The sequence below is a fragment of the Methylobacterium sp. WL1 genome (assembly GCF_008000895.1).
In the GTDB taxonomy this organism is placed as follows: domain Bacteria; phylum Pseudomonadota; class Alphaproteobacteria; order Rhizobiales; family Beijerinckiaceae; genus Methylobacterium.
Genome location: NZ_CP042823.1, coordinates 884,042 through 905,505 on the forward strand (window position 1 = coordinate 884,042; position 21,464 = coordinate 905,505).

General features: G+C 71.3%; 20 protein-coding genes. 16 read left to right on the top strand and 4 right to left on the bottom strand.

Annotated elements, in window-relative coordinates; all coding sequences use genetic code 11:
- Positions 1 to 36: 36 nt before the first annotated feature.
- The 8 genes from FVA80_RS04680 (at position 37) to FVA80_RS04715 (ending at position 9,179) form a co-directional block, all read left to right on the top strand.
- Positions 37 to 1,758 carry a glycosyl transferase gene (locus FVA80_RS04680; RefSeq protein WP_147909205.1) on the top strand — a complete coding sequence of 574 codons (1,722 nt, stop codon included), beginning with the start codon at positions 37 to 39 and terminating at the stop codon, positions 1,756 to 1,758.
- On the top strand, positions 1,755 to 2,537 hold the full coding sequence (locus FVA80_RS04685) for a glycosyltransferase family 2 protein (RefSeq protein WP_147909206.1): 783 nt from the start codon (positions 1,755 to 1,757) through the stop codon (positions 2,535 to 2,537). Before FVA80_RS04680 ends, FVA80_RS04685 begins: the two co-directional genes overlap by 4 nt.
- Positions 2,531 to 2,866 carry a lipid-A-disaccharide synthase N-terminal domain-containing protein gene (locus tag FVA80_RS04690; protein WP_147909207.1) on the top strand — a complete coding sequence of 112 codons (336 nt, stop codon included), beginning with the start codon at positions 2,531 to 2,533 and terminating at the stop codon, positions 2,864 to 2,866. Before FVA80_RS04685 ends, FVA80_RS04690 begins: the two co-directional genes overlap by 7 nt.
- Entirely contained in the window at positions 2,863 to 3,462 is a 600-nt protein-coding gene (locus tag FVA80_RS04695; RefSeq protein ID WP_147909208.1) for a pyridoxamine 5'-phosphate oxidase family protein, read from the top strand. The genes FVA80_RS04690 and FVA80_RS04695 overlap by 4 nt, the downstream gene beginning before the upstream one ends.
- Before the next feature lie 250 nt (positions 3,463 to 3,712).
- Positions 3,713 to 5,404 (top strand): HAMP domain-containing methyl-accepting chemotaxis protein, encoded by a 1,692-nt coding sequence (locus FVA80_RS04700; protein WP_147909209.1) that lies wholly within the window; start codon positions 3,713 to 3,715, stop codon positions 5,402 to 5,404.
- Positions 5,405 to 5,553: 149 nt separating this feature from the next.
- Entirely contained in the window at positions 5,554 to 6,453 is a 900-nt protein-coding gene (gene rarD, locus FVA80_RS04705; RefSeq protein ID WP_147909210.1) for an EamA family transporter RarD, read from the top strand.
- Between the two features lie 48 nt (positions 6,454 to 6,501).
- A complete protein-coding gene (locus FVA80_RS04710) occupies positions 6,502 to 8,901 on the top strand; it encodes a response regulator (protein ID WP_147909211.1) in 2,400 nt (799 codons plus the stop codon).
- Positions 8,898 to 9,179 (top strand): hypothetical protein, encoded by a 282-nt coding sequence (locus FVA80_RS04715; protein ID WP_147909212.1) that lies wholly within the window; start codon positions 8,898 to 8,900, stop codon positions 9,177 to 9,179. The genes FVA80_RS04710 and FVA80_RS04715 overlap by 4 nt, the downstream gene beginning before the upstream one ends.
- Positions 9,180 to 9,209: 30 nt before the next feature.
- On the opposite strand, the gene FVA80_RS04720 is transcribed toward FVA80_RS04715, so the two are convergent.
- Positions 9,210 to 10,235 carry a P1 family peptidase gene (locus FVA80_RS04720; RefSeq protein ID WP_147909213.1) on the bottom strand — a complete coding sequence of 342 codons (1,026 nt, stop codon included), beginning with the start codon at positions 10,233 to 10,235 and terminating at the stop codon, positions 9,210 to 9,212.
- 101 nt (positions 10,236 to 10,336) lie between these two features.
- Here FVA80_RS04720 and FVA80_RS04725 point away from each other — a divergent pair, with 101 nt between their 5' ends.
- A complete protein-coding gene (locus FVA80_RS04725) occupies positions 10,337 to 11,206 on the top strand; it encodes an NAD(P)-dependent oxidoreductase (RefSeq protein ID WP_147909214.1) in 870 nt (289 codons plus the stop codon).
- A gap of 13 nt (positions 11,207 to 11,219) precedes the next feature.
- On the opposite strand, the gene FVA80_RS04730 is transcribed toward FVA80_RS04725, so the two are convergent.
- Positions 11,220 to 12,071: a S49 family peptidase gene (locus FVA80_RS04730; protein ID WP_147909215.1), complete on the bottom strand. Its 852-nt coding sequence runs from the start codon at positions 12,069 to 12,071 to the stop codon at positions 11,220 to 11,222.
- A gap of 694 nt (positions 12,072 to 12,765) precedes the next feature.
- Here FVA80_RS04730 and gyrA point away from each other — a divergent pair.
- The 6 genes from gyrA (at position 12,766) to FVA80_RS04765 (ending at position 18,705) form a co-directional block, all read left to right on the top strand.
- A complete protein-coding gene (gene gyrA, locus FVA80_RS04740; protein ID WP_147909653.1) occupies positions 12,766 to 15,540 on the top strand; it encodes a DNA gyrase subunit A in 2,775 nt (924 codons plus the stop codon).
- 61 nt (positions 15,541 to 15,601) lie between these two features.
- Entirely contained in the window at positions 15,602 to 16,105 is a 504-nt protein-coding gene (coaD, locus tag FVA80_RS04745; RefSeq protein WP_147909652.1) for a pantetheine-phosphate adenylyltransferase, read from the top strand.
- Between the two features lie 27 nt (positions 16,106 to 16,132).
- Complete coding sequence (locus FVA80_RS04750; RefSeq protein WP_147909651.1) at positions 16,133 to 16,681, top strand: peptidylprolyl isomerase; 549 nt, start codon at positions 16,133 to 16,135, stop codon at positions 16,679 to 16,681.
- Between the two features lie 10 nt (positions 16,682 to 16,691).
- The gene (locus FVA80_RS04755) at positions 16,692 to 17,189 is read left to right on the top strand and encodes a hypothetical protein (RefSeq protein WP_147909650.1); all 498 of its coding nucleotides are present in this window, start codon (positions 16,692 to 16,694) and stop codon (positions 17,187 to 17,189) included.
- A gap of 66 nt (positions 17,190 to 17,255) precedes the next feature.
- Positions 17,256 to 17,717, top strand: coding sequence for a peptidylprolyl isomerase (locus tag FVA80_RS04760; protein ID WP_147855449.1), 462 nt, complete (start codon positions 17,256 to 17,258; stop codon positions 17,715 to 17,717).
- Positions 17,718 to 17,817: 100 nt separating this feature from the next.
- A complete protein-coding gene (locus tag FVA80_RS04765; protein WP_147909649.1) occupies positions 17,818 to 18,705 on the top strand; it encodes an EamA family transporter in 888 nt (295 codons plus the stop codon).
- A gap of 8 nt (positions 18,706 to 18,713) precedes the next feature.
- On the opposite strand, the gene mobA is transcribed toward FVA80_RS04765, so the two are convergent.
- Together mobA and apbC are read right to left on the bottom strand one after the other, a co-directional pair.
- On the bottom strand, positions 18,714 to 19,286 hold the full coding sequence (mobA, locus tag FVA80_RS04770) for a molybdenum cofactor guanylyltransferase MobA (protein WP_246692493.1): 573 nt from the start codon (positions 19,284 to 19,286) through the stop codon (positions 18,714 to 18,716).
- 64 nt (positions 19,287 to 19,350) lie between these two features.
- Complete coding sequence (gene apbC, locus FVA80_RS04775; protein ID WP_147909655.1) at positions 19,351 to 20,499, bottom strand: iron-sulfur cluster carrier protein ApbC; 1,149 nt, start codon at positions 20,497 to 20,499, stop codon at positions 19,351 to 19,353.
- Between the two features lie 416 nt (positions 20,500 to 20,915).
- Between apbC and FVA80_RS04780 the strand changes: the two genes are divergently transcribed.
- Complete coding sequence (locus tag FVA80_RS04780; RefSeq protein WP_147856598.1) at positions 20,916 to 21,419, top strand: pyridoxamine 5'-phosphate oxidase family protein; 504 nt, start codon at positions 20,916 to 20,918, stop codon at positions 21,417 to 21,419.
- The last annotated feature ends 45 nt before the right edge of the window (positions 21,420 to 21,464 follow it).

Genomic DNA, 21,464 nt, shown 5'->3' on the forward strand with positions numbered 1-21,464 from the left:
TGACCTTCCCGTCCGATCCTGATTGACCGGCCGGGCATGACCACGAGCCTCTCCGCCGACGGCATTCCGCGCCGCGCACCTGTCGATCGGATCGGCCGCGGGCTCGACGCGCTGAGCCTGACCCATGCCCGCGCCGCGGCCGCCCTGCTGGCGCTCTGCCTGCTGCTGTTCCTGCCCGGGCAGATCTCCCTGCAGCCGATGGACCGGGACGAGCCGCGCTTCGCCCAGGCCTCGAAGCAGATGCTGGAGAGCGGCGACTTCGTCGACATCCGCTTCCAGGGCGAGGCCCGGCACAAGAAGCCGGTCGGAATCTATTGGGCGCAGGCCGCCGCGGTGGCGGCGGGCGAGGCGCTCGGCGTGCCCGACGCGCGCCGGCAGATCGCCCTCTATCGCATCCCGTCGCTGATCGGCGCGACCGCCTCGGTGCTGCTCGCCTACTGGGCCGCGCTCGCCTTCCTGCCCCGCCGCCTCGCGCTGCTGGCGGCCGCCCTGTACGGCGCCGGGCTGATGCTCTCGGCCGAGGCGCATATGGCCAAGACCGACGCGCTGCTCGCCGCCTGCGCCACCGCGAGCCTGGGGGCGCTCGCGCGGGTATGGCTGGCGTCCCGGGCCGGCGGACCCTTGGGTCGCGCCGTCTTCCCCGCCTTCTGGCTCGGGATGGCGCTCGGCATCCTGATCAAGGGCCCGATGGTGCCGCTGTTCGTGGTGCTGCCGGCCCTGATCTTGTCGGTGGTGGCGCGCTCGGGTCGCTGGCTCCTGGCGCTGAAGCCGTGGGCGGGGCTGGCGCTCACGCTGCTGCTGGTGGCCCCCTGGTTCGCGGCGATCGCCTGGAAGAGCGGCGGCGCCTTCTATGCTGAGGCGGTGGGGCACGACATGCTGGCCAAGGTCGGCGGCGGGGCCGAGCGGCACTGGGCCCCGCCCGGGGCCTACGCGCTGGCGTTCTTCGCGACCTTCTGGCCCGGCGCGGCCTTCGCGGCGATGAGCCTGCCGCTGGCTTGGCGCGCCCGGCGCGAGCCGGCCTTCGCGTTCCTGATCGCTTCCGTGCTGCCGGCCTGGCTGATCTTCGAGGCGGTGCCGACCAAGCTGCCCCACTACGTCCTGCCGCTGATGCCGTGGCTCGCCATCCTCACCGCCCTGGCCCTGTCCCGCGGTGCGCTCGACCCGCGTCTGCGCGGGGCGCGGGCGACCGCCCTGCTCGTGCCGGCGATTCCTGTGGGTCTGACGCTCGGTCTGTGCCTGGCCGGCTGGCGCCTGGACAGCCACACGCTCCCCTGGGCCGCGCTGCCGCTGCTCGCCGCCGCCTGCGCGGTGGCAGTCCTGGCCTGGATGGCCTTCGCGGGCGGCAGGCCCGAGCGCGCCCTCGTGCTCGGGATCCTCGCTTCCTGCCTGCTCGGGCCGGCGGTACTCGGCGTGGCGCAACGCTCGCTGCCGGCCCTGAAGGTCTCGCCGCGGCTCGCCGCCCTGCGCGACCGCGTGGGCTGCGCGAACCCGCAGGTCGCGAGCCTCGGCTACCGGGAGCCGAGCCTGGTGTTCCTGGCCGGCACGGATCTCGCCCTCCCGCCGGACGGCGCCGCCGCCAGGCAATTCCTGGAGGCGGGCGGCTGCCGGCTGCTGTTCGTGGAAGCCCGGGAACGCGACGACTTCAACGCCGCCTGGCCGGTGGCGCGGGGCGCGCCCGCGCCGCTCGCCGAGGTCGAGGGCTTCAACCTCAACACCGGCCGGCGGGTCTTCGTGACCGCCTACGGGGTGGCCCCGTGACCGGCGCGCCGAACCTCAGCGTCGTCGTGCCGGTCAAGAACGAGGCCGGCAACATCGCCCCCCTGGTGGCCGAGATCGAGGCCGCCTGCACGCCGCTCGGCTTCGAGCTGATCTACGTCGACGACGGCTCCACCGACGGCACGCGGGCGGCCCTGGCGGCGGCCCGCGCCGACCGGCCGTGGATGCGGGTGGTGCGGCATGCGCGCGGTGGCGGCCAGTCCGCGGCGGTGCGCAGCGGCGTCCTGGCCGCGCGGGCGCCGGTCGTCGCGACCCTCGACGGCGACGGCCAGAACGACCCGGCCTTCATCCCGGCCCTGCTGGCCGCCCTGGAGGCGGGCGGCGCGCAGGCCGGGCTCGCCCAGGGCCAGCGGCGCGGACGCAAGGATGGGCGCTTCAAGATGCTGCAATCGCGCATCGCCAACGGCGTGCGCGGGCGCATCCTCAAGGACGCCACCCGGGATACCGGCTGCGGCCTGAAGGTCTTCCGCCGGGCCGTGTACCTCCGGCTGCCCTATTTCGACGCCCTCCACCGGTTCATGCCGGCCCTGATGGTGCGCGAAGGGTTTTCGGTGGTCCACCACGACGTGATCGACCGGCCGCGGCTCACCGGCGTCTCGAATTACGGCCTGTTCGACCGGCTCTGGGTCGGGCTCCTCGACCTCGCCGGGGTCTGGTGGCTGATCCGACGCAAGCGCGCCGACCCGCAGCCCGCCGAGATCGCCGCCGCCGACACCGCCTCCGACACCGCCATGCCCGCAGACCAGGATGTCGGATGCTGATCCAGCTCGCGCGCGATCTGCCGGACTATTTCTACGACGTGTTCGTCACCCGGCTCGACTTCTGGGTGGTGTTCGGCATCATCGCTCAGCTGGTTTTCGGCTCCCGCTTCATCCTGCAATGGATCGCCAGCGAGCGCGCCGGCCGGAGCGTGATGCCGCTCTCGTTCTGGTTCCTGTCGATCCTGGGCGGGCTGATGACCCTGGTCTACGGATTCGTGCGCCGGGAACCGGTGATCATCATCGGCCAGGGCCTGTCCACCGGCATCTACCTGCGCAACCTGGCGCTGATTTTTCGCGAGCAGCGGCGACGTCGGAGCGACCCGGCATGACCCGCGCTCCCGTGCCGGCCTTCTACGACGACCTCGACGCCAGCTTCGCCGAGCTGTGGCGGCTCTTGGACGAGGGCGCCGCGCAGGGCCGGAGCGGCTTCCACCTGCCGGCCCTGGCGACGCTCGGACCCGAAGGCCCCCGCCTGCGCACGGTGGTGCTGCGCGCCGCCGACGCGAGATCCGGCATCCTGCGGTTCCATTGCGACCGCCGCTCCGACAAGGCCGCCGAGATCCTGGCGCACCCGGCCTGCGCACTCTCCGCCTACGACGCGGCGGCCAAGATCCAGATCCGGATCGAGGGCCGGGCGACGCTCCACACGGACGATGCCGTGGCGGAGGAAGCCTGGGCCGGCTCCCGGGCGATGAGCCGGGTCTGCTACGGCGCCGCCCCCGCTCCGGGCACGGCGCTGCCCACGGGGGACGCCTACACGCTGCCCGACGAGACGGCGGCGGCGACCCTCGGCCGACCGCATTTCGCCGTCGTCAGGGTACGGGCCGCGCGCCTCGACTTCCTCTACCTTGACCGCCGCGGCCATCGCCGGGCCGCCTGGACCCGGGGCCAGGGTGACTGGACCGGCAGCTGGATCGCCCCGTAAGCCTCACACCGCGGAATGACGGCATTCGGATCGCACAAACAGCATTAAAATAACGTTCTTTCTTCATTCAAACGCCAGCCTAGCTAAATAACAAGCTTTCATAGCGCCGCTTGATCGAGACAATGCCGTTTCTGTTCTCTCGGAACGGGCAGCGTAGACATCGATCGGCAACAATCCATCTTGCCGCCATCCACATTAATCGACACAGATCTCTCGGGCACGTTCGCCATCGCGCAAAGCAGAGGCTTCCATGGAACTGATAGCCAAGATCAATATTCCCACGAAGCTCTTTTCTGTCATTGCGTTGATGAGTATACTCTTCTTCGGATCAGCTTGGTACACATCACAGAACGTCGCCGGAATCGACGTCGCCTACACGATCCTGCTCGACAAGGAATCGAAGGCGGTCGTCCGGGTGGCGCGTTTGAACCGCGTCGTCGCGCAGCTGAGCTACGTGGCCTTCCGCAGCGCGGCAGAAGCCGGCACGGCGGACGGGACCCGGGTCGGCATGGGCCTCGAGGGTCTCGTGGCCGAAGCCGCGAAGTTGGTCGAAGACGCCCGTCGCGACGCACCCGCCTTCCGGGAGCGGATCGACCGGATCGCTACGCAATTCGACCTCTACGCCCGGACCGTTGGGGACATGCGCAGCCTCGCCGACAAGGGCCAGGGCAGCGAGGCCCTGGTGCTCGCACACCGGACGGCCGAACCGATCCGGGCGGACTTGACCGAGGCCGCCCGCACCCTCGTGGACGACATGGATGTCTCGGTCCAGAAGCGGTCGGACGACCTCACCGTCGAGACCAACGCGACCCGCTCCCTGCTGCTGACCGTGTCGCTCATCGGTATCGCCACGGGCATCGTCGGGGGCGGCCTGGTCGTGATCTACGGCGTGACGCGCCCGATCCGCCGGCTGACGGATGTGCTGCGGCGCATGGCGGACGGCGAGATCGGGGCCGAGATCCCGGAGGCGCGGCGCGGCGACGAGATCGGCCTGATCGGCCGCGCCGTGGAGGGCATCAAGGCGCTCGTCGCCCAGAAGGCCGCCGAGCAGGCCGAGATCCGGCGGATGGCGGACGAGGCCGCCGCCGAGGCGCGCCGCCAGGCGATGCTGGAACTGGCCGACGGCTTCCAGGGCACGGTCGGCCGGATCATCGGCCAGGTCTCGTCCTCGGCCACCGAGCTGCAGGCCACCGCGCAGGCCATGACCGCCACCGCAACCCAGACCGCCAGCCAATCCACCACCGTGGCGGCCGCCGCCGAGGAGGCCGCCTCCAACGTCAACACGGTGGCGAGCGCGGCCGAGGAGCTGGGCTCGTCGGTCCAGGAGATCAGCCGGCAGGTGGACGGATCCGCCAAGCTCGCTCAGGGCGCCGTGTCCGAGGCAGACCAGACCGCGACGCTGGTGCAGGAGCTGAGCGCCGCCGCCGCCAAGGTCGGTGACGTGGTCCGGCTGATCACCGACATCGCGGCCCAGACCAACCTGCTCGCCCTCAACGCCACGATCGAGGCCGCGCGCGCCGGCGAGGCCGGGCGCGGCTTCGCCGTGGTGGCGGCCGAGGTGAAGGAGCTGGCCAACCAGACCGCCCGGGCCACCGAGGAGGTCGCCGGCCAGATCGGCCAGATCCAGACATCCACCGGCGCGGCCGTCTCGGTGATCGCGGCGATCACCGCCCGGATCAAGGAGATCGAGGCGGTCGCCACCACCATTGCGGCCGCGGTGGAGGAGCAAGGGGCGGCCACCCAGGAGATCGTGCGCAACGTCGGGCAGGCGGCGCAGGGCACCGGCGAGGTGACCAGCAACATCGCCGGCGTGGCCGGCGCCGCCGCGGAGACCGGCCGGGCGGCCGGCCAAGTCCTCGACGCGGCCTCCGAGCTGTCGCGCCAGTCCGAGCATCTCAGCGGCGAGGTCGACCGGTTCCTGGCGACGATCCGGGCCGCCTGAGCCGGGGGGCGCGCCGCGCGTCCACCCGGGATGGCGGCCGGGATGTCAGCCGGGATAGCAGCTCTGCGTCGCGCACCCCTGTCATGGGCGCGACGCCGGGCGTAAAGCCGCAGCACCGTCCGCCCGCTCGGGTCGATCGGGAGGACACCGTGGGCCTGGTCTACGCGCTCGCCGCCTATCTGAGCTGGGGCCTGCTGGTCCCGGTGCATTTCCGCATGCTCGGGGCGTTCAGCCCCTACCACATCCTGGCCGAGCGGATCGTCTGGTCGAGCCTGTTCGCGGGCGCCCTGGCCCTGGCGCTCGCGGCGCGACGGCGCCTGAACCTGCCGCTGCCCCTGCGCCCGCGCCACGCCCTGCTGGCGGTCTCAGCCGCGATGATCGGGGTGAACTGGCTGCTCTACCTCTACGCGATCGACCGCGGACACCTGCTCGACGCGAGCCTCGGCTACTACATCAATCCCCTGGTGAGCGTGGCGTTCGGGCGCGTGGTGTTCGGCGAGCGGCTGCGGCCCCTGCAGGTCGTGGCGGTCACGATCGCGGCGACGGGCGTGGCCGTCGCCGTAGTGTGGGCGGGGGAGTTACCGGCCCTCTCGCTGTCGCTCGCGGTCAGCTTCGCGCTCTACGGGCTGGTGCGGAAGTTTGTGGGAGTCGATGCCCTGGTCGGGTTCCTGACCGAGACGCTGCTGCTCCTGCCGCTCGCGATCCTGTGGCTCGTGCTCTCGCCCGAGCCGTTCCTGCCGGCCGAGCCCAGGAACCTAACGCTGCTGATGCTGACCGGGCTCACCACGGCGCTGCCGCTGATCTGGTTCGCCGCCGCCGCGGTGCGCCTGCGGCTGACCACGCTGGGCCTGCTGCAATACGTCGCCCCGACCTGCCTGCTCGGCCTGAGCGTCCTGGTCTATGGCGAGCACGTGGAGCCGCACCGGGCGGCCATGTTCGCCCTGATCTGGCTGGCGCTGGCCCTCTACAGCATCGATGCCCTCCGCGGCCGGCGGCCGGTGGACCCTGTGGTTGAGGTCCGGTCGGATCCCGACCCGATGCGTGTATAAGGAATACCCTGCGCCCCGCGGGGCGAGCGACGGGATTTCGGCGAGCCGATGAGAGAATCCGAGGGCGGCCAAGGCGTCGTCACCGATGCCGATTACAGGAATCTCGCCGAGACGCTGCCGCAGCTGGCTTGGATCGCCGAGGCCGACGGGACCATCGTCTGGTACAACCAACGCTGGTACGATTACACGGGCAGCACCCTGGACGAGATGCGCGGCTGGGGCTGGCGCGCCGTCCACCACCCCGACCACGTCGATGCCGTCACCGAGCGCTTCCGGGCGGCGATCCTGCTCGGCCAGTCCTGGGAGGACACGTTTCCGCTGCGCGGGCGCGACGGGATCTACCGCTGGTTCCTGTCCAAGGCGCTGCCGCACCGGGACGAGGCCGGGACCATCCTGCGCTGGTACGGCACCAACACCGACATCTCCCGCCGCCGCGCCGTCGAGGAGCGCCTGCGCGATTCCGAGCAGCGCTTCCGGGCGCTGGTGGACGCCTCCGCGGCGGTGATCTGGAACACCAACGCGGTGGGCGAGCTGATGCCGCCGCAGGTCCGGTGGAGCACCTATACCGGCCAGACCGAAGAGGCCTACCAGGGCTGGGGCTGGGTCGACGCGGTCCATCCCGACGACAGCGCGCACGCGGCCGATGCCTGGGCCGCCTCCGTGGAGGCGCGCAAGCCCTACGAGGTCGAGTACCGCCTGCGCCGGCACGACGGCGCCTGGCGGGCCATGGAGGTGCGGGGCGTGCCCGTGCTCGCCGCGGACGGCACTTTGCGCGAATGGGTCGGCACCTGCGTCGACGTCACGGAGCGCAAGGAGGCCGAGGAGGAGGTCGAGCGGGCGCGCCAGGCCGCGGAGGCGGCCAACCGGGCGAAAAGCCAGTTCATCGCCAACATGAGCCACGAGCTGCGCACGCCGCTCTCGGCGGTGATCGGCTATTCCGAGATGCTCGGCGAGGAGCTTGAGGATATCGGCCAGGCCGCCCTGCTGCCGGACCTGCGCAAGATCGAGGCGGCCGCCCGGCATCTGCTGTCGCTGATCAACGACGTGCTCGACATCTCGAAGATCGAGGCCGGGCGCATGACCGCCTCGGCCGAGACGTTTTCCGTCTCGGACCTGCTGCGGGACGTGGTCGATTCCACCGGCTCGCTGGTGGAGAAGAAGGGCAACCGCTTCGTCCTCGATGTGGGCGATGAGGCAGGCGAGGCCGGCCTCGGGTCGATGCACCAGGACCAGACCAAGATCCGCCAGTGCCTGCTCAACCTGATCGGCAACGCCGCCAAGTTCACCGAGAAGGGGACGATCCGCCTCACCGTGCGGCACCACCGGGAGGAGGCGGCGGACTGGCTGTCCTTCGCGGTCACCGATACCGGCATCGGCCTGTCCGAGGCGCAGATCGCGCGCCTGTTCGAGCGCTTCGTGCAGGCCGACGACTCGACCACCCGCCAGTTCGGCGGCACCGGCCTCGGCCTCGCGATCACCCGGGCCTTCTGCCAGACCATGGGCGGCGACATCGCGGTGACAAGCACGGAAGGGCAGGGCGCGACCTTCACGATCCGCCTGCCGGCGGTGCTCAAGCCGGAGGACGAGCCGCAGGAGGTCACCGCCGAGGCCGAGGCGACGGCGGTCGAGTCGCACGAGCAGCACGAGACGGTCCTGCTGGTGGACGACGACCCCGCCGCCCGGGAGCTGCTCCAGCGCTTCCTCGAGCGCGAGGGGTTCCACGTCCGCACCGCCAATGACGGCAGGGCGGGCCTGACGCTCGCCCGGGCGCTCAAGCCGCGGGCGATCCTGCTCGATGTCGAGATGCCGCGCATGGACGGCTGGGCGGTGCTGCACGCGGTCCGCAGCGATCCCGATCTCGCCGGGACGCCGGTGATCATGACCTCGGTGGTGGCCGAGCAGGGACTCGGTCAGGCGCTCGGCGCCACCGACTACTTCGTCAAGCCGATCGACTGGGACCGGCTGAAGAGCATGATGGAGCGCTACCGCCCGGAGGGCCCGGGGGAGGCGCGCGTCCTCGTGGTCGATGACGACCCGGATGCCCGCGAGCGCCTGCGCCGGTCGCTCGGCCGCGAGGGTTGGACCGTGGACGAGGCCGAGAACGGCCGGATCGCCCTGGAGCGGGTCAGCCAGACGCGCCCGAGCCTGATCCTGCTCGACCTGATGATGCCGGAGATGGACGGGTTCGGCTTCCTGCGGGCGCTGCGCGCCCGGCCGGACGGCGACGTGCCGGTGGTGGTGCTCACCGCCAAGGAGATCACCAGCGCCGAGAAGGCGAGCCTCGGCGCCCAGGCCGACCGGGTGATCGCCAAGGGCTCGATGAGCCTCGCCGAGATCGGGCGGCAGCTGCGGGTGCTCTACGCGCGCTCGACCGCCGAGCCGGTCCCGGGCCGGCTCCAGGGCCTGATCGAGCGGCTCGCCGAGAACGATGTGGGAGAAACACAATGAGCGACAACGGGATCGATCCGGACAAGGCGGCGGCGATCCGCCTGCGGGCGCGGCTGGCGGTGGTGGAGCGGGCGGCGTGGTTCGGCCTCGTCCACGCGATGAAAACGCAGCCCGCCGAGACCGAGGCCTACATCGCCTCCGAGCGGACACGTTGTGCGGAAGGCTTTGCCGGAACCGCCTGGGCCAAGGACCTCACCGATGCCGAGCGCAAGATGCTCGGCGCGGAGGTCGATGCCGGGCTGGCGCAGCTGATCGCGGATGCGCGCGGAGAGGTGTGACCACCGCGCCTGCGTGCATCCGCGCTGGTCTCATCCCCCACCGAAACGATCGCGCCAGGCCGGCGGCAGGCCCATGACCGACAGCGGCGGTGCGGGCGCCAGCCCAGGCAGGCTATGCGCTGAGAACACGCCGATCGCCACGCTCCGGGCCAGCACCCGCGCGGCGGCGTCGCCCAGGCGGGCGAGATCGGCCACCGGGTCGGCGAGCGGCACGGTGCCGGTCGCCACCGCGAAGACGAGGTCGCCGTCGAGGGGTGTGTGGACCGGGACCAGGGCACGGGCGAGGCCGTCCTGCGCGGCCACCGCGAGGCGCCGGCACTGGGCCTTGGTCAGGACGGCATCGGTGGCGACCACCGCGAGCGTCGTGGCCGAGCCGGGCAGGATGCGAGCCGGGAAGGCGAGGGAATCCGCCGGCACCCGGGCGGGGGAGCCGAGGCCGCCGAACTCGTCGCCCACCTCGAACGGCGCGGCCCAGAAATGCGGCCCACCGCCGATTGTGGCGCGGCCGAAAGCGTTGACCGCCGCCAGCGCGCCGACCGTGAAACCGGTGCCCGGCACCGTCGCCGAGGCCGAGCCGATCCCGCCCTTCAGGTTTCCGGTGCGCGCGCCCGTGCCGGCCCCCACGGAGCCCAGGGCGAAGTCGTCCGACGCGGCAGCGGCCGCCAAAAAACCCAGCTCGCGATAGGGCGGGTAGCGGCCCCAATCCTTGTCGCCGCCGTTGAGCAGGTCGAACAGGACCGCCCCCGGCACGATCGGCACCCGCAGCGGGCCGACCGGAAAGCCGCGTCCGGCCTCGGCGAGCCACGCGGTCACGCCCGCGCCCGCGTCGAGCCCGAAGACCGAGCCGCCCGAGAAGACCAGGGCGTCGATCCGCTCCACCGTGCGCTCGGGATCGAGCAGGTCGGTCTCGCGGGTGCCGGGGCCGCCGCCGCGCACGTCCACGGAGGCGATGACGGGCGCGTCGAACAGGATCGCGGTGACCCCGCTGGCGACCGTCGGGTCGCCGGCGTGGCCGACCCGCAGGCCCGGAATGTCTGTGATGCGGTTGCGCAGCATGGCGCGAGCTTGCCATGCCCGGCGATCGGGACAAATCCCCGCCTGCGCCGTGGGGGCCCGGCCCGGGTCGGCACGGCGGCAACGACAGCGAGGAGCGCGGCATGGACGTCGGATTCATCGGATTGGGGCGGATGGGCCGCGGCATGGCCGCCAACCTCGCGCGGGCGGGCCACCGGGTCCGGGCCTGGAACCGCTCGCCCGAGGGCGCCCGCGGCATCGAGGGCGTGACCCCGGTGGCGAGCGCCGCGGAGGCATTCGCCGGGGATGCCGTCGTCACCATGCTGGCCGACGACGCGGCCCTAGAGTCGGTGATCGTCGCCGGCGGCCTGCTCGACCAGCCGGAGCGCCCCGGCGTGCATATCGGCATGAGCACGATCTCGGTGGCGCTCGCCCGGCAGCTCGCCGCAATCCACGAGCGGGCGGGCGTTCCTTACGTCTCCGCACCGGTCTTCGGGCGGCCGGACGTGGCCGAGGCCGCCAAGCTCAACATCGTGGCGGCCGGCGCGGCGACCGCGCTCGAGCGCGCCGCGCCGCTGCTCGACGCCATGGGCGCCAAGACCTGGCCCTTCGGCGACGAACCGTCACGGGCCAACGCGGTCAAGCTCGCGGGCAACTTCATGCTGATCTCGGCGATCGAGGCCATGGGCGAGGCCTGCGCGCTGAGCGAAGGCCACGGGGTCGCGGGCGCCGACTTCCTCGACCTGATGACCAATACGCTGTTCGCTTCGCCGGTCTACAAGGGCTACGGCGCCTCGATCTCCCAGAACCGCTACGAGCCGCCGGGCTTCGGATTGAGGCTCGGCGCCAAGGACGTGCGGCTGGCGCTCCAGGCGGCGGAGGGCGCGGGCGTGCCGATGCCGTTCGCCAGCGTCCTGCGCGACGGGTTGATCGAGGCGATCAGCTACGGCGACGGCGAGAAGGATCTGGCCGCCCTGGCGCGGGTCTCGGCCCGGCGCGCCGGACGGGGCTGAGGCGCCCCCGGCGTCAGAGCCCGAAGCGGGCGAAGGCCGCGCGTTCCTCCAACGCGGCCACCGCCTCCTCGGCGATGCCGACCGGGGCCCCGCCCCGGCGCAGCAGGCGGGACAGGAACCCGCCCCGGGCCTCGGCCACGAGCCGCAGGTCGACCGTGTCGCCGAAGCGCGCCCGCATGGTCGAGCGGATATCGCCCAGCGCGTCGACCAGCCCGAGGCCGACCGCCTGACGCCCGGTCCAGACCGCGCCGGTGAACAGGTTTTCCGACGTCGACAGGGTTGGGCGCCGGCTCGTGACGAGGCCGGTGAACAGGTCCTGGATGTCGGCCTGGAGACGCTTCAGGCGCGCGACATCGGCGGGGTCCTCCGGGCGGAACGGGTCGAGCATCGACTTGGCTTCGCCCTGGGTGTGCACCCGACGCTCGATGCCGATCTTCTCCAGGAGACCCTGGAAGCCGAAGCCGGCCGAGACCACCCCGATCGATCCGACGATCGAGGTCGGGTCGGCGACGATCTCGTCGGCCGCGCAGGCGATCATGTAGCCGCCCGACGCCGCCACATCCTCGACGAAGGCCACGACCGGGAGCTTCTTCTCGTCGGCCAGGGCCCGGATGCGGCGGTGGATCAGGTGCGACTGCGCCGGGGCGCCGCCCGGCGAGTTGATCACGATCGCCACCGCCTTGATCCCCGGCATCGTGAAGGCCCGCTCCAGGCTGCCGGCGACGCCGCCGATCGACAGCCCCGGGCGGATCGGCGAGACCGCCCCGATCGTGCCGGACAGCCGGACCACGGCGACCCGCGGGCGGCGGTCGCGGAAGCGGCGCGGCAGGAATGCCCGGAGGGCGTCGGGGAGGGCGAACGGCATGGAGGCTCTTCGGGAGGGGTGGGACGCGGAGGTGCTTCCGCCCGAGGTGGGCGTTCCGGCGGCCGGCGCAAGGGAACCGGGACGGCAGACCCCAACCGTCTGCGCAGTCAGACCGGATCGAACCGTTTGCCGACCTTGGCGGTTCCTGGCCACGGCGCGCTGATCGTGCCGGCCCGGATCGGCTGGACGCTCCGGGTCCTCAAACGGGAGAGAGACGATGCGACCCTGGCCTATCCTGGTCCTGCTCGCGGCGCTGATCGGGGCTTCGCCGACGCCCCGGCGCGCGCGGCGCCCCTGCCGGTCCTGGCGACCGCCGAGGCGGCAGCCCCGCCCCGACGGTGCAGCTCGCCCGGTGGCATTACCGGCGCCACTGGCACCGGCGCCATCACTGGCGGCGGCACTGGCACCACCGGCGCCATCACTGGCACCGCCGCCACCATTGGCACCGCCATCACTGGCACCGGCGCCCCGTCGCGTACCGCCGGCATTTCGGCCCGCGGCACCCGACGTTCTACTGACGCGTGCAGCGCGCGCCCCGGCCGGATCGGGCCGGGGCGCGGCCTTGTGTCCGGGCCCGGAAAAGCTTATTTAACCACCTGATATCACTGCTGTTCCGCAAGGCCGTCCGGGCGCCCCGCGCGCCATCCGGACGGTCGCCAGCACCGCCCCTCCGGGCCCGATAACGGATACTTCCTTGGCCGAGACCGATCCGACTGGCGCTCCCCCGCCCGCCAGCGACATTCGCCCCGTCTCCATCACCGACGAGATGCGCCGCTCGTACCTCGATTACGCCATGAGCGTGATCGTGAGTCGCGCGCTTCCCGACGCGCGCGACGGCCTGAAGCCGGTGCACCGGCGCATCCTCTATTCCGCCTTCGAATCCGGGCACCTGCCGGAGCGGAAATACGTCAAGTCGGCCCGCATCGTGGGCGACGTGATCGGTCTGTACCACCCGCACGGCGACCAATCGATCTACGACGCCTTGGTGCGGATGGCGCAGGATTTCTCCATGCGCCTGATGCTCATCGACGGGCAGGGCAATTTCGGCTCGGTCGACGGCGATCCGCCGGCGGCCATGCGCTACACCGAATCGCGCCTGGCCAAGCCCGCGACCGCGCTGCTCTCCGACATCGACAAGAACACCGTCGACTTCCAGCCGAACTACGACGAATCGCGCGAGGAGCCCAAGGTCCTCCCGGCCCGGTTCCCGAACCTCCTGGCCAACGGCGCCGGCGGCATCGCGGTCGGCATGGCGACCAACATCCCGCCGCACAATCTGGGTGAGCTGATCGACGCCTGCGTGGCGCTGATCGGCGATCCCGGGCTGACCATCGAGCAGCTGACCGAGATCGTTCCCGGGCCGGACTTCCCGACGGGCGGGATGATCCTCGGCCGCGCCGGCACCCGGCAGGCCTACGCCACCGGCCGCGGCTCGGTGATCATGCGCGCCAAGTCGCATGTCGAGGAGCTGCGCAAGGAGCGCGAGGCGCTGATCTTCACCGAGATCCCGTATCAGGTGAACAAGGCGACGCTGGTCGAGAAGATCGCCGAGCTGGTGAAGGAGAAGCGGGTCGAGGGCATCTCGGACCTGCGCGACGAATCCGACCGCAGCGGCATGCGCATCGTGGTCGAGATCAAGCGCGACGCCATGGCCGAGGTGGTGCTGAACCAGCTCTACCGGTTCACGCCGCTGCAATCTTCCTTCGGCTGCAACATGGTCGCCCTCAACGGCGGCCGGCCGGAGCTGATGAACCTGAAGGACCTGCTCCAGGCCTTCGTCGACTTCCGCGAGGAGGTCGTCTCCCGGCGCACCAAGTTCCTGCTCGGCAAGGCCCGCGAGCGCGCCCACGTGTTGTGCGGTTTGGCCATCGCGGTCGCCAACATCGACGAGGTCATCCGCCTGATCCGTACCTCGCCGGACCCGAACACCGCCCGCGAGGCCCTGATGGCCCGCGACTGGCCGGCCCACGACATCGCGCCGCTGATCGCGCTCGTGGACGACCCGCGCCACCGGGTCGCCGAGGACGGCACCTATCGCCTGTCCGAGACCCAGGCCCGCGCCATCCTCGACCTGCGCCTGCAGCGCCTCACGGCGCTTGGCCGCGACGAGGTCGGGGACGAGCTGAAGTCGCTCGCCGACGAGATCGCCGACTACCTGGACATCCTGCGCTCACGCGCCCGCATCCAGGCGATCGTGACGGACGAGCTGATCGAGGTCCGGCAGCAATTCGCCACCCCGCGCCGGACCGAGATCGTCGACTTCGATTCGAGCGTCGAGGACGAGGACCTGATCGCCCGCGAGGACATGGTCGTGACCGTGTCCCATGCCGGCTACGTCAAGCGCGTGCCGCTCTCGACCTACCGGGCCCAGCGCCGGGGCGGAAAGGGCCGCTCGGGCATGGCGACCCGCGACGAGGATTTCGTCACCCGCCTGTTCGTGGCCAACACCCACACGCCGGTGCTGTTCTTCTCCAGCCAGGGCCAGGCCTACAAGGAGAAGGTCTGGCGCCTGCCGATGGCCGCTCCGAACGCCCGCGGCAAGGCGCTGGTGAACATCCTGCAGCTGCAGGACACCTCCGAGCGCATCACCACGATCATGCCGCTGCCCGAGGACGAGGCGTCCTGGGAAACCCTCGACGTGATGTTCGCCACCGCGAGCGGCAACGTCCGGCGCAACAAGCTGTCGGACTTCGTCCAGGTGAACCGCAACGGCAAGATCGCCATGAAGCTCGATCCGGGCGATCACATCGTCCATGTCGAGATCTGCCGGCCGGACCAGAACGTGCTGCTGACGACCGCGATGGGGCAGTGCATCCGCTTCCCCGTCGAGGACGTGCGCGTCTTTAAGGGCCGCGACTCGACCGGCGTGCGCGGCATCCTGCTGGCCAAGGACGACCGGGTCATCTCGATGACGATCCTGAACGCCTTCGACGCCAGCGCCGAGGAGCGGACCGGCTACCTGAAGATGCGCCGCGCCGTCACTGGCGAGGTGGAGGAGGGCGCCGAGGTCGAGGCCGAGGACAGCGCGGAGGCCGCCGCGATCTCGCAGGAGCGCTACGCCGAGATGGGCGGGGCAGAGCAATACGTGCTCACCCTGTCCGAACGGGGCTACGGCAAGCGGTCCTCGTCGTTCGAGTACCGGACCTCGGGCCGCGGCGGTAAGGGCATCACGGCCATGCGGGTCAACGACCGCAACGGCAGCCTCGTGGGCTCCTTCCCGGTGGAGGCGACGGACCAGATCATGCTGGTCACCGACCGCGGACAGCTCATCCGGGTGCCGGTGGACGACATCCGCATCGTCGGCCGCGCCTCGCAGGGCGTCACCGTGTTCAACACCGCCAAGGACGAGAAGGTCGTGTCGGTCGAGCACATCGTGGGAGAGGACGAGGGCAGCGCCGAGGCCGGCCTGGAGAGCGGCATCGAGGCTGGTCCGGAGGACGGCACCGAGGACGGCACCGAAGAGGTTTGAGGCTTCGGCCCGCACAGCCCGAGGTTCCGTCCCGCGCAAAAATGCTCTAGGTCGGGCCGCGATGACGCGCACCGCCCTCTATGCCGGCTCGTTCGATCCGGTCACGAACGGCCATCTCGACGTGGTCCGCCAAGCCTGCCGGCTGGTGGACCGCCTCGTGATCGCCATCGGCGTCCATCCCGGCAAGGCGCCGCTGTTCTCCGCGGAGGAGCGCGCCGCCCTGCTCGCCGAGACCTGCGGGCCGGTGGCCCAGGCCGAGGGCGCGACGCTGGAGATCGCGACGTTCGCCGACCTTGCGGTGTCGGCGGCCCGGCGCTGCGGGGCGTCGATCTTCATACGCGGCCTGCGCGATGGCACGGATCTCGACTACGAGATGCAGCTCGCGGGCATGAACGGCGCCATGGCGCCGGAGGTGCAGACCGTGTTCCTGCCCGCCTCGACGCAGGCGCGCCCGATCACCGCGACGCTGGTGCGCCAGATCGCCGGCATGGGTGGGGATGTCTCGCCCTTCGTGCCGGCGGCCGTCGCCGACCGCCTCCGGCAGCGCTTCGCCACCACAGCCTGATCCTCTGACCTTTCTGGAAGGAACCCGATGAATCGCCGCCACGCCCTCCTCGCGCTCGCCCTCACGCTCGGCTCCGTCCCGGCCGCCCGGGCCGCCGACGCCAACACGGTCTTTCTCGACACCAAGGACGGGCGCATCACCATCGCGTTGCGGCCGGACCTCGCCCCGAAGCACGTGAAGCAGATCAAGACGCTGGTCGGCCAGGGCTTCTACGACGGCCTGAAGTTCCACCGGGTGATCGACGGCTTCATGGCCCAGACCGGCGACCCAAAGGGCAACGGCACCGGCGGCTCCAGCCTGCCGAACATCCCGGGCGAGTTTTCGCAGACGGCCGAGTTCCGCCGCGGCACGGTGGGCATGGCCCGCTCTTCGGATCCGAACTCGGCCAACTCGCAGTTCTTCATCTGCCTCGGCGACGCGCCGTTCCTGAACAAGCAGTACACCGTCGTGGGCAACGTCACGGACGGGCTCGACGTGCTCGACAGGATCAAGAAGGCCGCCCCCGGCGCCCCGGGCGGCGCCGTGCAGGATCCGGACAAGATCGTCCGCATGACCTTGGCCGAGAAGGCCAAGTAGCCCCTCGCCGATGTGGCACCGGCTGGCCCTCCTCGGCGCGCTCGCCCTCGCCCCGGCCACGGCGCGCGCCTATGATGGCGTCTCAGCCTATGGCGGCTACGCGTACGCGCCCGGCGGCGGTTATCCGCTGAGCCTGCCACAGACCCTGCGCGGCACCGTCGCGGTACCGCTCGCGCATCGGCCGGCCCGGGCGGCCGATACCCTGGCCGAACTCTACCCGGTGCTGGCGGCCTGCTGGCAGCCGCCGGCAGGGCTGGGGCGGCCCGACGGCGGGGCAGCCGATATCGAGATCACCGCGCGGCTGTCGCTCCGGCGCGACGGCAGCCTGATCGGCCGCCCGCGCATCACCTACGCCGCGGGTTTCCAGACCGGCCGGCGCCGCAGCCTGGTGCGGGCGACCCTGGACGCGCTCACCGGGTGCATGCCGGCGCGGATCACCCCGGGCCTCGGCCGGGCGATCGCGGGGCGGCCCGTAGCCCTGCGGTTCGTCTACCGCCCGCCGGCCTGACCGTTTCGCCGCGCTCGCCGGATCGGGTGGGCGCCGCTACATTCTCACCAACAGGAAGGACCTACCATGGCCGACACCGAAAACCTCATCCTCGAGACCACCAAGGGCCGCGTCGTGATCGGGCTGCGCCCCGACCTCGCCCCGGGCCATGTCGAGCGGATCAAGACGCTGGCCGCCCAGGGCTTCTACGACGGCGTGCCGTTCCACCGGGTCATCGACGGCTTCATGGCCCAGACCGGCGATCCGACCGGCACCGGCTCGGGCGGCTCCGAGCTGCCGGACCTGAAGGCCGAGTTCAACGCCGAGCCGCACGTACGCGGCACCTGCTCGATGGCCCGCACCAACTTCCCGCACTCGGCGAACTCGCAGTTCTTCATCTGCTTCGACGACGCGCGCTTCCTCGACAAGCAGTACACGGTGTGGGGCAAGGTCGTGGACGGCATGGACGTGGTCGACACGATCAACAAGGGCGAGCCGCCGCGCTCCCCGGACAAGATCGTGAAGGCGACGGTCGGCGAAGCGGCCTGAAACGACCGGACGTGTCCGCCCGCCCGGGCGGACACGTCCGCGTACCGATGGGACGATTGTCCCTTGGCAGGACGCGCGCGGCCTGTGAGGTTGCCGCGCCATGCAAACCGCCACGCTTCCGCTTCGGGACCTCTGCCTCGCCGTCGCGGTGGTCGCCGTCTGGGGTACCAACTTCGTGGTGATCCGGATCGGGCTCGACCACCTGCCGCCGCTGCTGTTCGCGGCGCTGCGCTTCACGCTGGCGGCGTGCCCCGGCGTGTTCCTCATGCCCCGGCCCAACGTCGCCTGGCGCAATCTCGCCGCCTACGGGCTGCTGATCGGGGCCGGGCAGTTCGGGCTCTTGTTCATCGCCATGCGCGGCCACATCACCCCCGGCCTCGCGTCGCTGGTGATCCAGGTCCAAGTGTTCTTCACGATCGGATTGTCGATCCGGCTCACCGGCGAGCGGGTCCTTGGCTACCAATGGGCCGCCCTGGCACTGGCGGCGGCCGGCATCGGCGTGATCGCGCTGCATGCCGACGGGGCCACGACGCCCTTTGGCCTCGGCCTCATCGTCCTCGCGGCGGCGAGCTGGGCCGGCGGCAACGTCGCGGCGAAGCGCAGCGGCGTCCGCGCGATGCTGCCCTACGTGGTCTGGGCCAGCCTGTTCTCCGCGCCGCCGCTCTTCGCGCTGTCCTTCCTGCTCGAAGGCTGGGATGCGATCCGCGCCGGCCTCCAGAATGCCGATGCGGCGACCTGGGGGGCGGTGATCTGGCAAACCGTGGGCAATACCCTGTTCGGCTACGCCGTCTGGGGATGGCTGCTCTCCCGCCACCCCGCCGCGCGCATCGTCTCGATCGCGCTGCTGGTACCGGTCTTCGGGATGGCCGGATCCGCCGTCTGGCTCGGTGAGACGCTGCCGGGCTGGAAGCTCGGCGCGGCCGGTCTCGTCCTCGGGGGCCTCGCCCTCGGCATCCTCTATCCACGCTGGCAAGCGCGCCGGGCCTGAGGCCGGGCTCAGCCGCGCCCGAGGCCGGCCAGGATCGCGGCCTCGGCAGCCGCCATGTCGTCGGGCGCGTTGAGATTGCAGAACGGATCCAGGGGCTCCGTCGGCCAGGAGACGGTCGCCGCGCCGTGGCGCGCGATGAACGCCCCGACCCGCCGCTCGTCCCGCTCCACCAGGGCGCGGCGCAGATCCGCCCGCAGCCCGACCGGCCAGAGCGCCACCGTGTAATGCGCGCGCGCGCCCGAGGCGGCGAGGGCGATCGGCGCGTCCCGCAGGGCCGGTTCGAGCCGCATGGCGAGATCGTCCGGCAGGAACGGGGCGTCCCCGGGGGCACTCAGCACATGGGTGACGTCCGGGTTCCGCACGGCGGCGAAGTCCAGACCCGCCAGCAGGCCGGCCAAGGGACCCGGGCGCCCCGGCACGGGATCGGGCAGGATCGGCCCCGGAAACCCGGCGAACCGATCCGGGTCGCCGTTGGCGCTCAAGGCCAGACCCGCGCCGCATTGCGGGGCGAGCCTCTCCACGACGCGGTCGAGAAGCGTCCGGCCAACCAGCCGCATCAGCGGCTTGTCGACCCCGCCCATCCGGCGGCCGAGGCCGCCGGCGAGGATCAGGCCCAGGACGTGCGGGCGATCCACCGGGAGACGCTCACTCGATGACGATCCTCGGCGCGGTGCGCCCGGCCGGGGCACCCGAGAGGTTCGCCCACAGGGACGCGGCGATGTCGCGGTAGACCTTGGCGTGGGGGCCGTCCGGATCGGTCGCCACCACGGGCCGGCCGGAATCCGAGGTCTCGCGAATCGTCATGTCGAGCGGCACCTCGCCGAGGAACGGCACGCCGAGGCGCTGCGCCTCGATGCGGGCGCCGCCATGCCCGAAGATGTGTGAGGCGTGGCCGCAATTCGGGCAGACGAAGGTCGCCATGTTCTCGATCACCCCGAGGATCGGGACCGCGACCTTCTTGAACATGGTCACGCCCCGCCGGGCGTCGATCAGCGCCAAGTCCTGGGGCGTCGAGACGATCACGGCGCCCGAGAGCGGGGTCGCCTGGGCCATGGTCAGCTGGGCGTCGCCGGTGCCGGGCGGCATGTCGACGATGAGCACGTCGAGTTCGCCCCACAGCACGTCGCGCAGCATCTGGGTGATGGCCGACTGCACCATCGGCCCGCGCCAGATCATCGCCGTCTCGGGCTCGATCAGGAAGCCGATCGACATGACCTTCAGCCCGTAGCCGACCATCGGCTCCATGGACTTGTTGTCGACGACGGTCGGCTTGCCCGACAGGCCGAACAGCTTCGGTACGGACGGCCCGTAGATGTCGGCATCGAGCAGGCCGACCTTCAGTCCCTGGGCCTGCAGGGCCAGCGCGAGGTTGCAGGCGGTGGTGGACTTGCCGACGCCGCCCTTGCCGGAGGCGACCGCCACGATGTGGCGCACGCCCGCGATTTGCGGACCCTGGTTCGGGGGCGCGCCGGGCCGCGGCGGCGCGACCGGCGGCGGCGTCACCGGGCGGGCCGCGGCGTCGCTCTGCGCGGGCATCCCCGGACCGCGCTCCGAGGTCAGGCTCGCGAACACCCCCGAGACGCCCGGCATCTGCAGGATGCGCCCCTCCGCCTGTCGCCGCACCGGCTCGAACCGTTCGGCCTCGCTCGGATCGACCAGGATCGAGAACATCACGCGGTTATTGGGATCGACCACGACCTGAGAGAGCCGGCCGGAGCCGGGCAGGGTGGTGCCGGCGGCATCGACGGTGACGGATTGGAGCGCGCGCAGCACGTCGTCGCGGGTGATCGCCAAATCGTCCTCCACCGGGGGAAAGCAGGTCTCGTTCCCGCTGCATGTAACTAAGCCAGGCGAGAACACCAGACCCTGGCGTCAAACCTCCACGCCGCGGCCCCGCGCGACCGGCCTCCGCGTTCGGTCGCGTCTCGGGCAGCCTGATCTTCAACGCCCGGGAACCGGAGCGGCCCATCCGGACGCCTGCGCCGGACCCGATCTCAGCCCGGGCCGGTGCGATGGCCGGCCAGACCCGAGCGGCGACCACGGCCAAGCCTGAGCGGGCCGTCCACCGCCCGTTCGCTACCATCCCGAAACCACCTGAACCAAGCGGGCCTTCGCCCGTTGTCGAGGCGACTTGCGGGCGGCGCTTTCCTGGAGGGGGCCGTCCGCGCGACTCGAACGCCACGTCGGCGACAGTTAAGGAGATCGGTTTCATGCATCAGGGCAACCACCGCGACCACGAGGGCGCGAAGAAGCTGTTCGAGCTGGTCAAGGATGTGAAGATCGCCATGATGACCACCGTCGATGCCGACGGAACGCTCAACAGCCGCCCGATGTGGAACAACGACGCCGACGAGAACGGCGACCTGTGGTTCTTCACCAAGCTGCACTCGCCCAAGACGGCCGAGATCAGCAAGGACAACCAGATCAACCTGGCCTACTCCGACCCGTCGAGCCAGACCTACGTGTCGGTCGCCGGCAAGGCCGAGATCGTGCGCGATCAGGCCAAGATCGACGAGAAGTGGAATGAGAGCCTGAAGACCTGGTTCCCCAACGGCAAGAACGATCCCGAGGTCGCGCTGATCCGCGTCCACCCGGAGAAGGGCGAGTACTGGGACAGCCCCAACAGCACGATGCTGCATCTCTACGGCTACGTGAAGGCCTCGCTCACCGGCGAAAGCCCCAAGACCGAGACCAAGAAGGTCGACCTCGCCTGATCTCGTGTGACTTGGCGATGCGGATGACGGGGCGGCGCGCCAGAT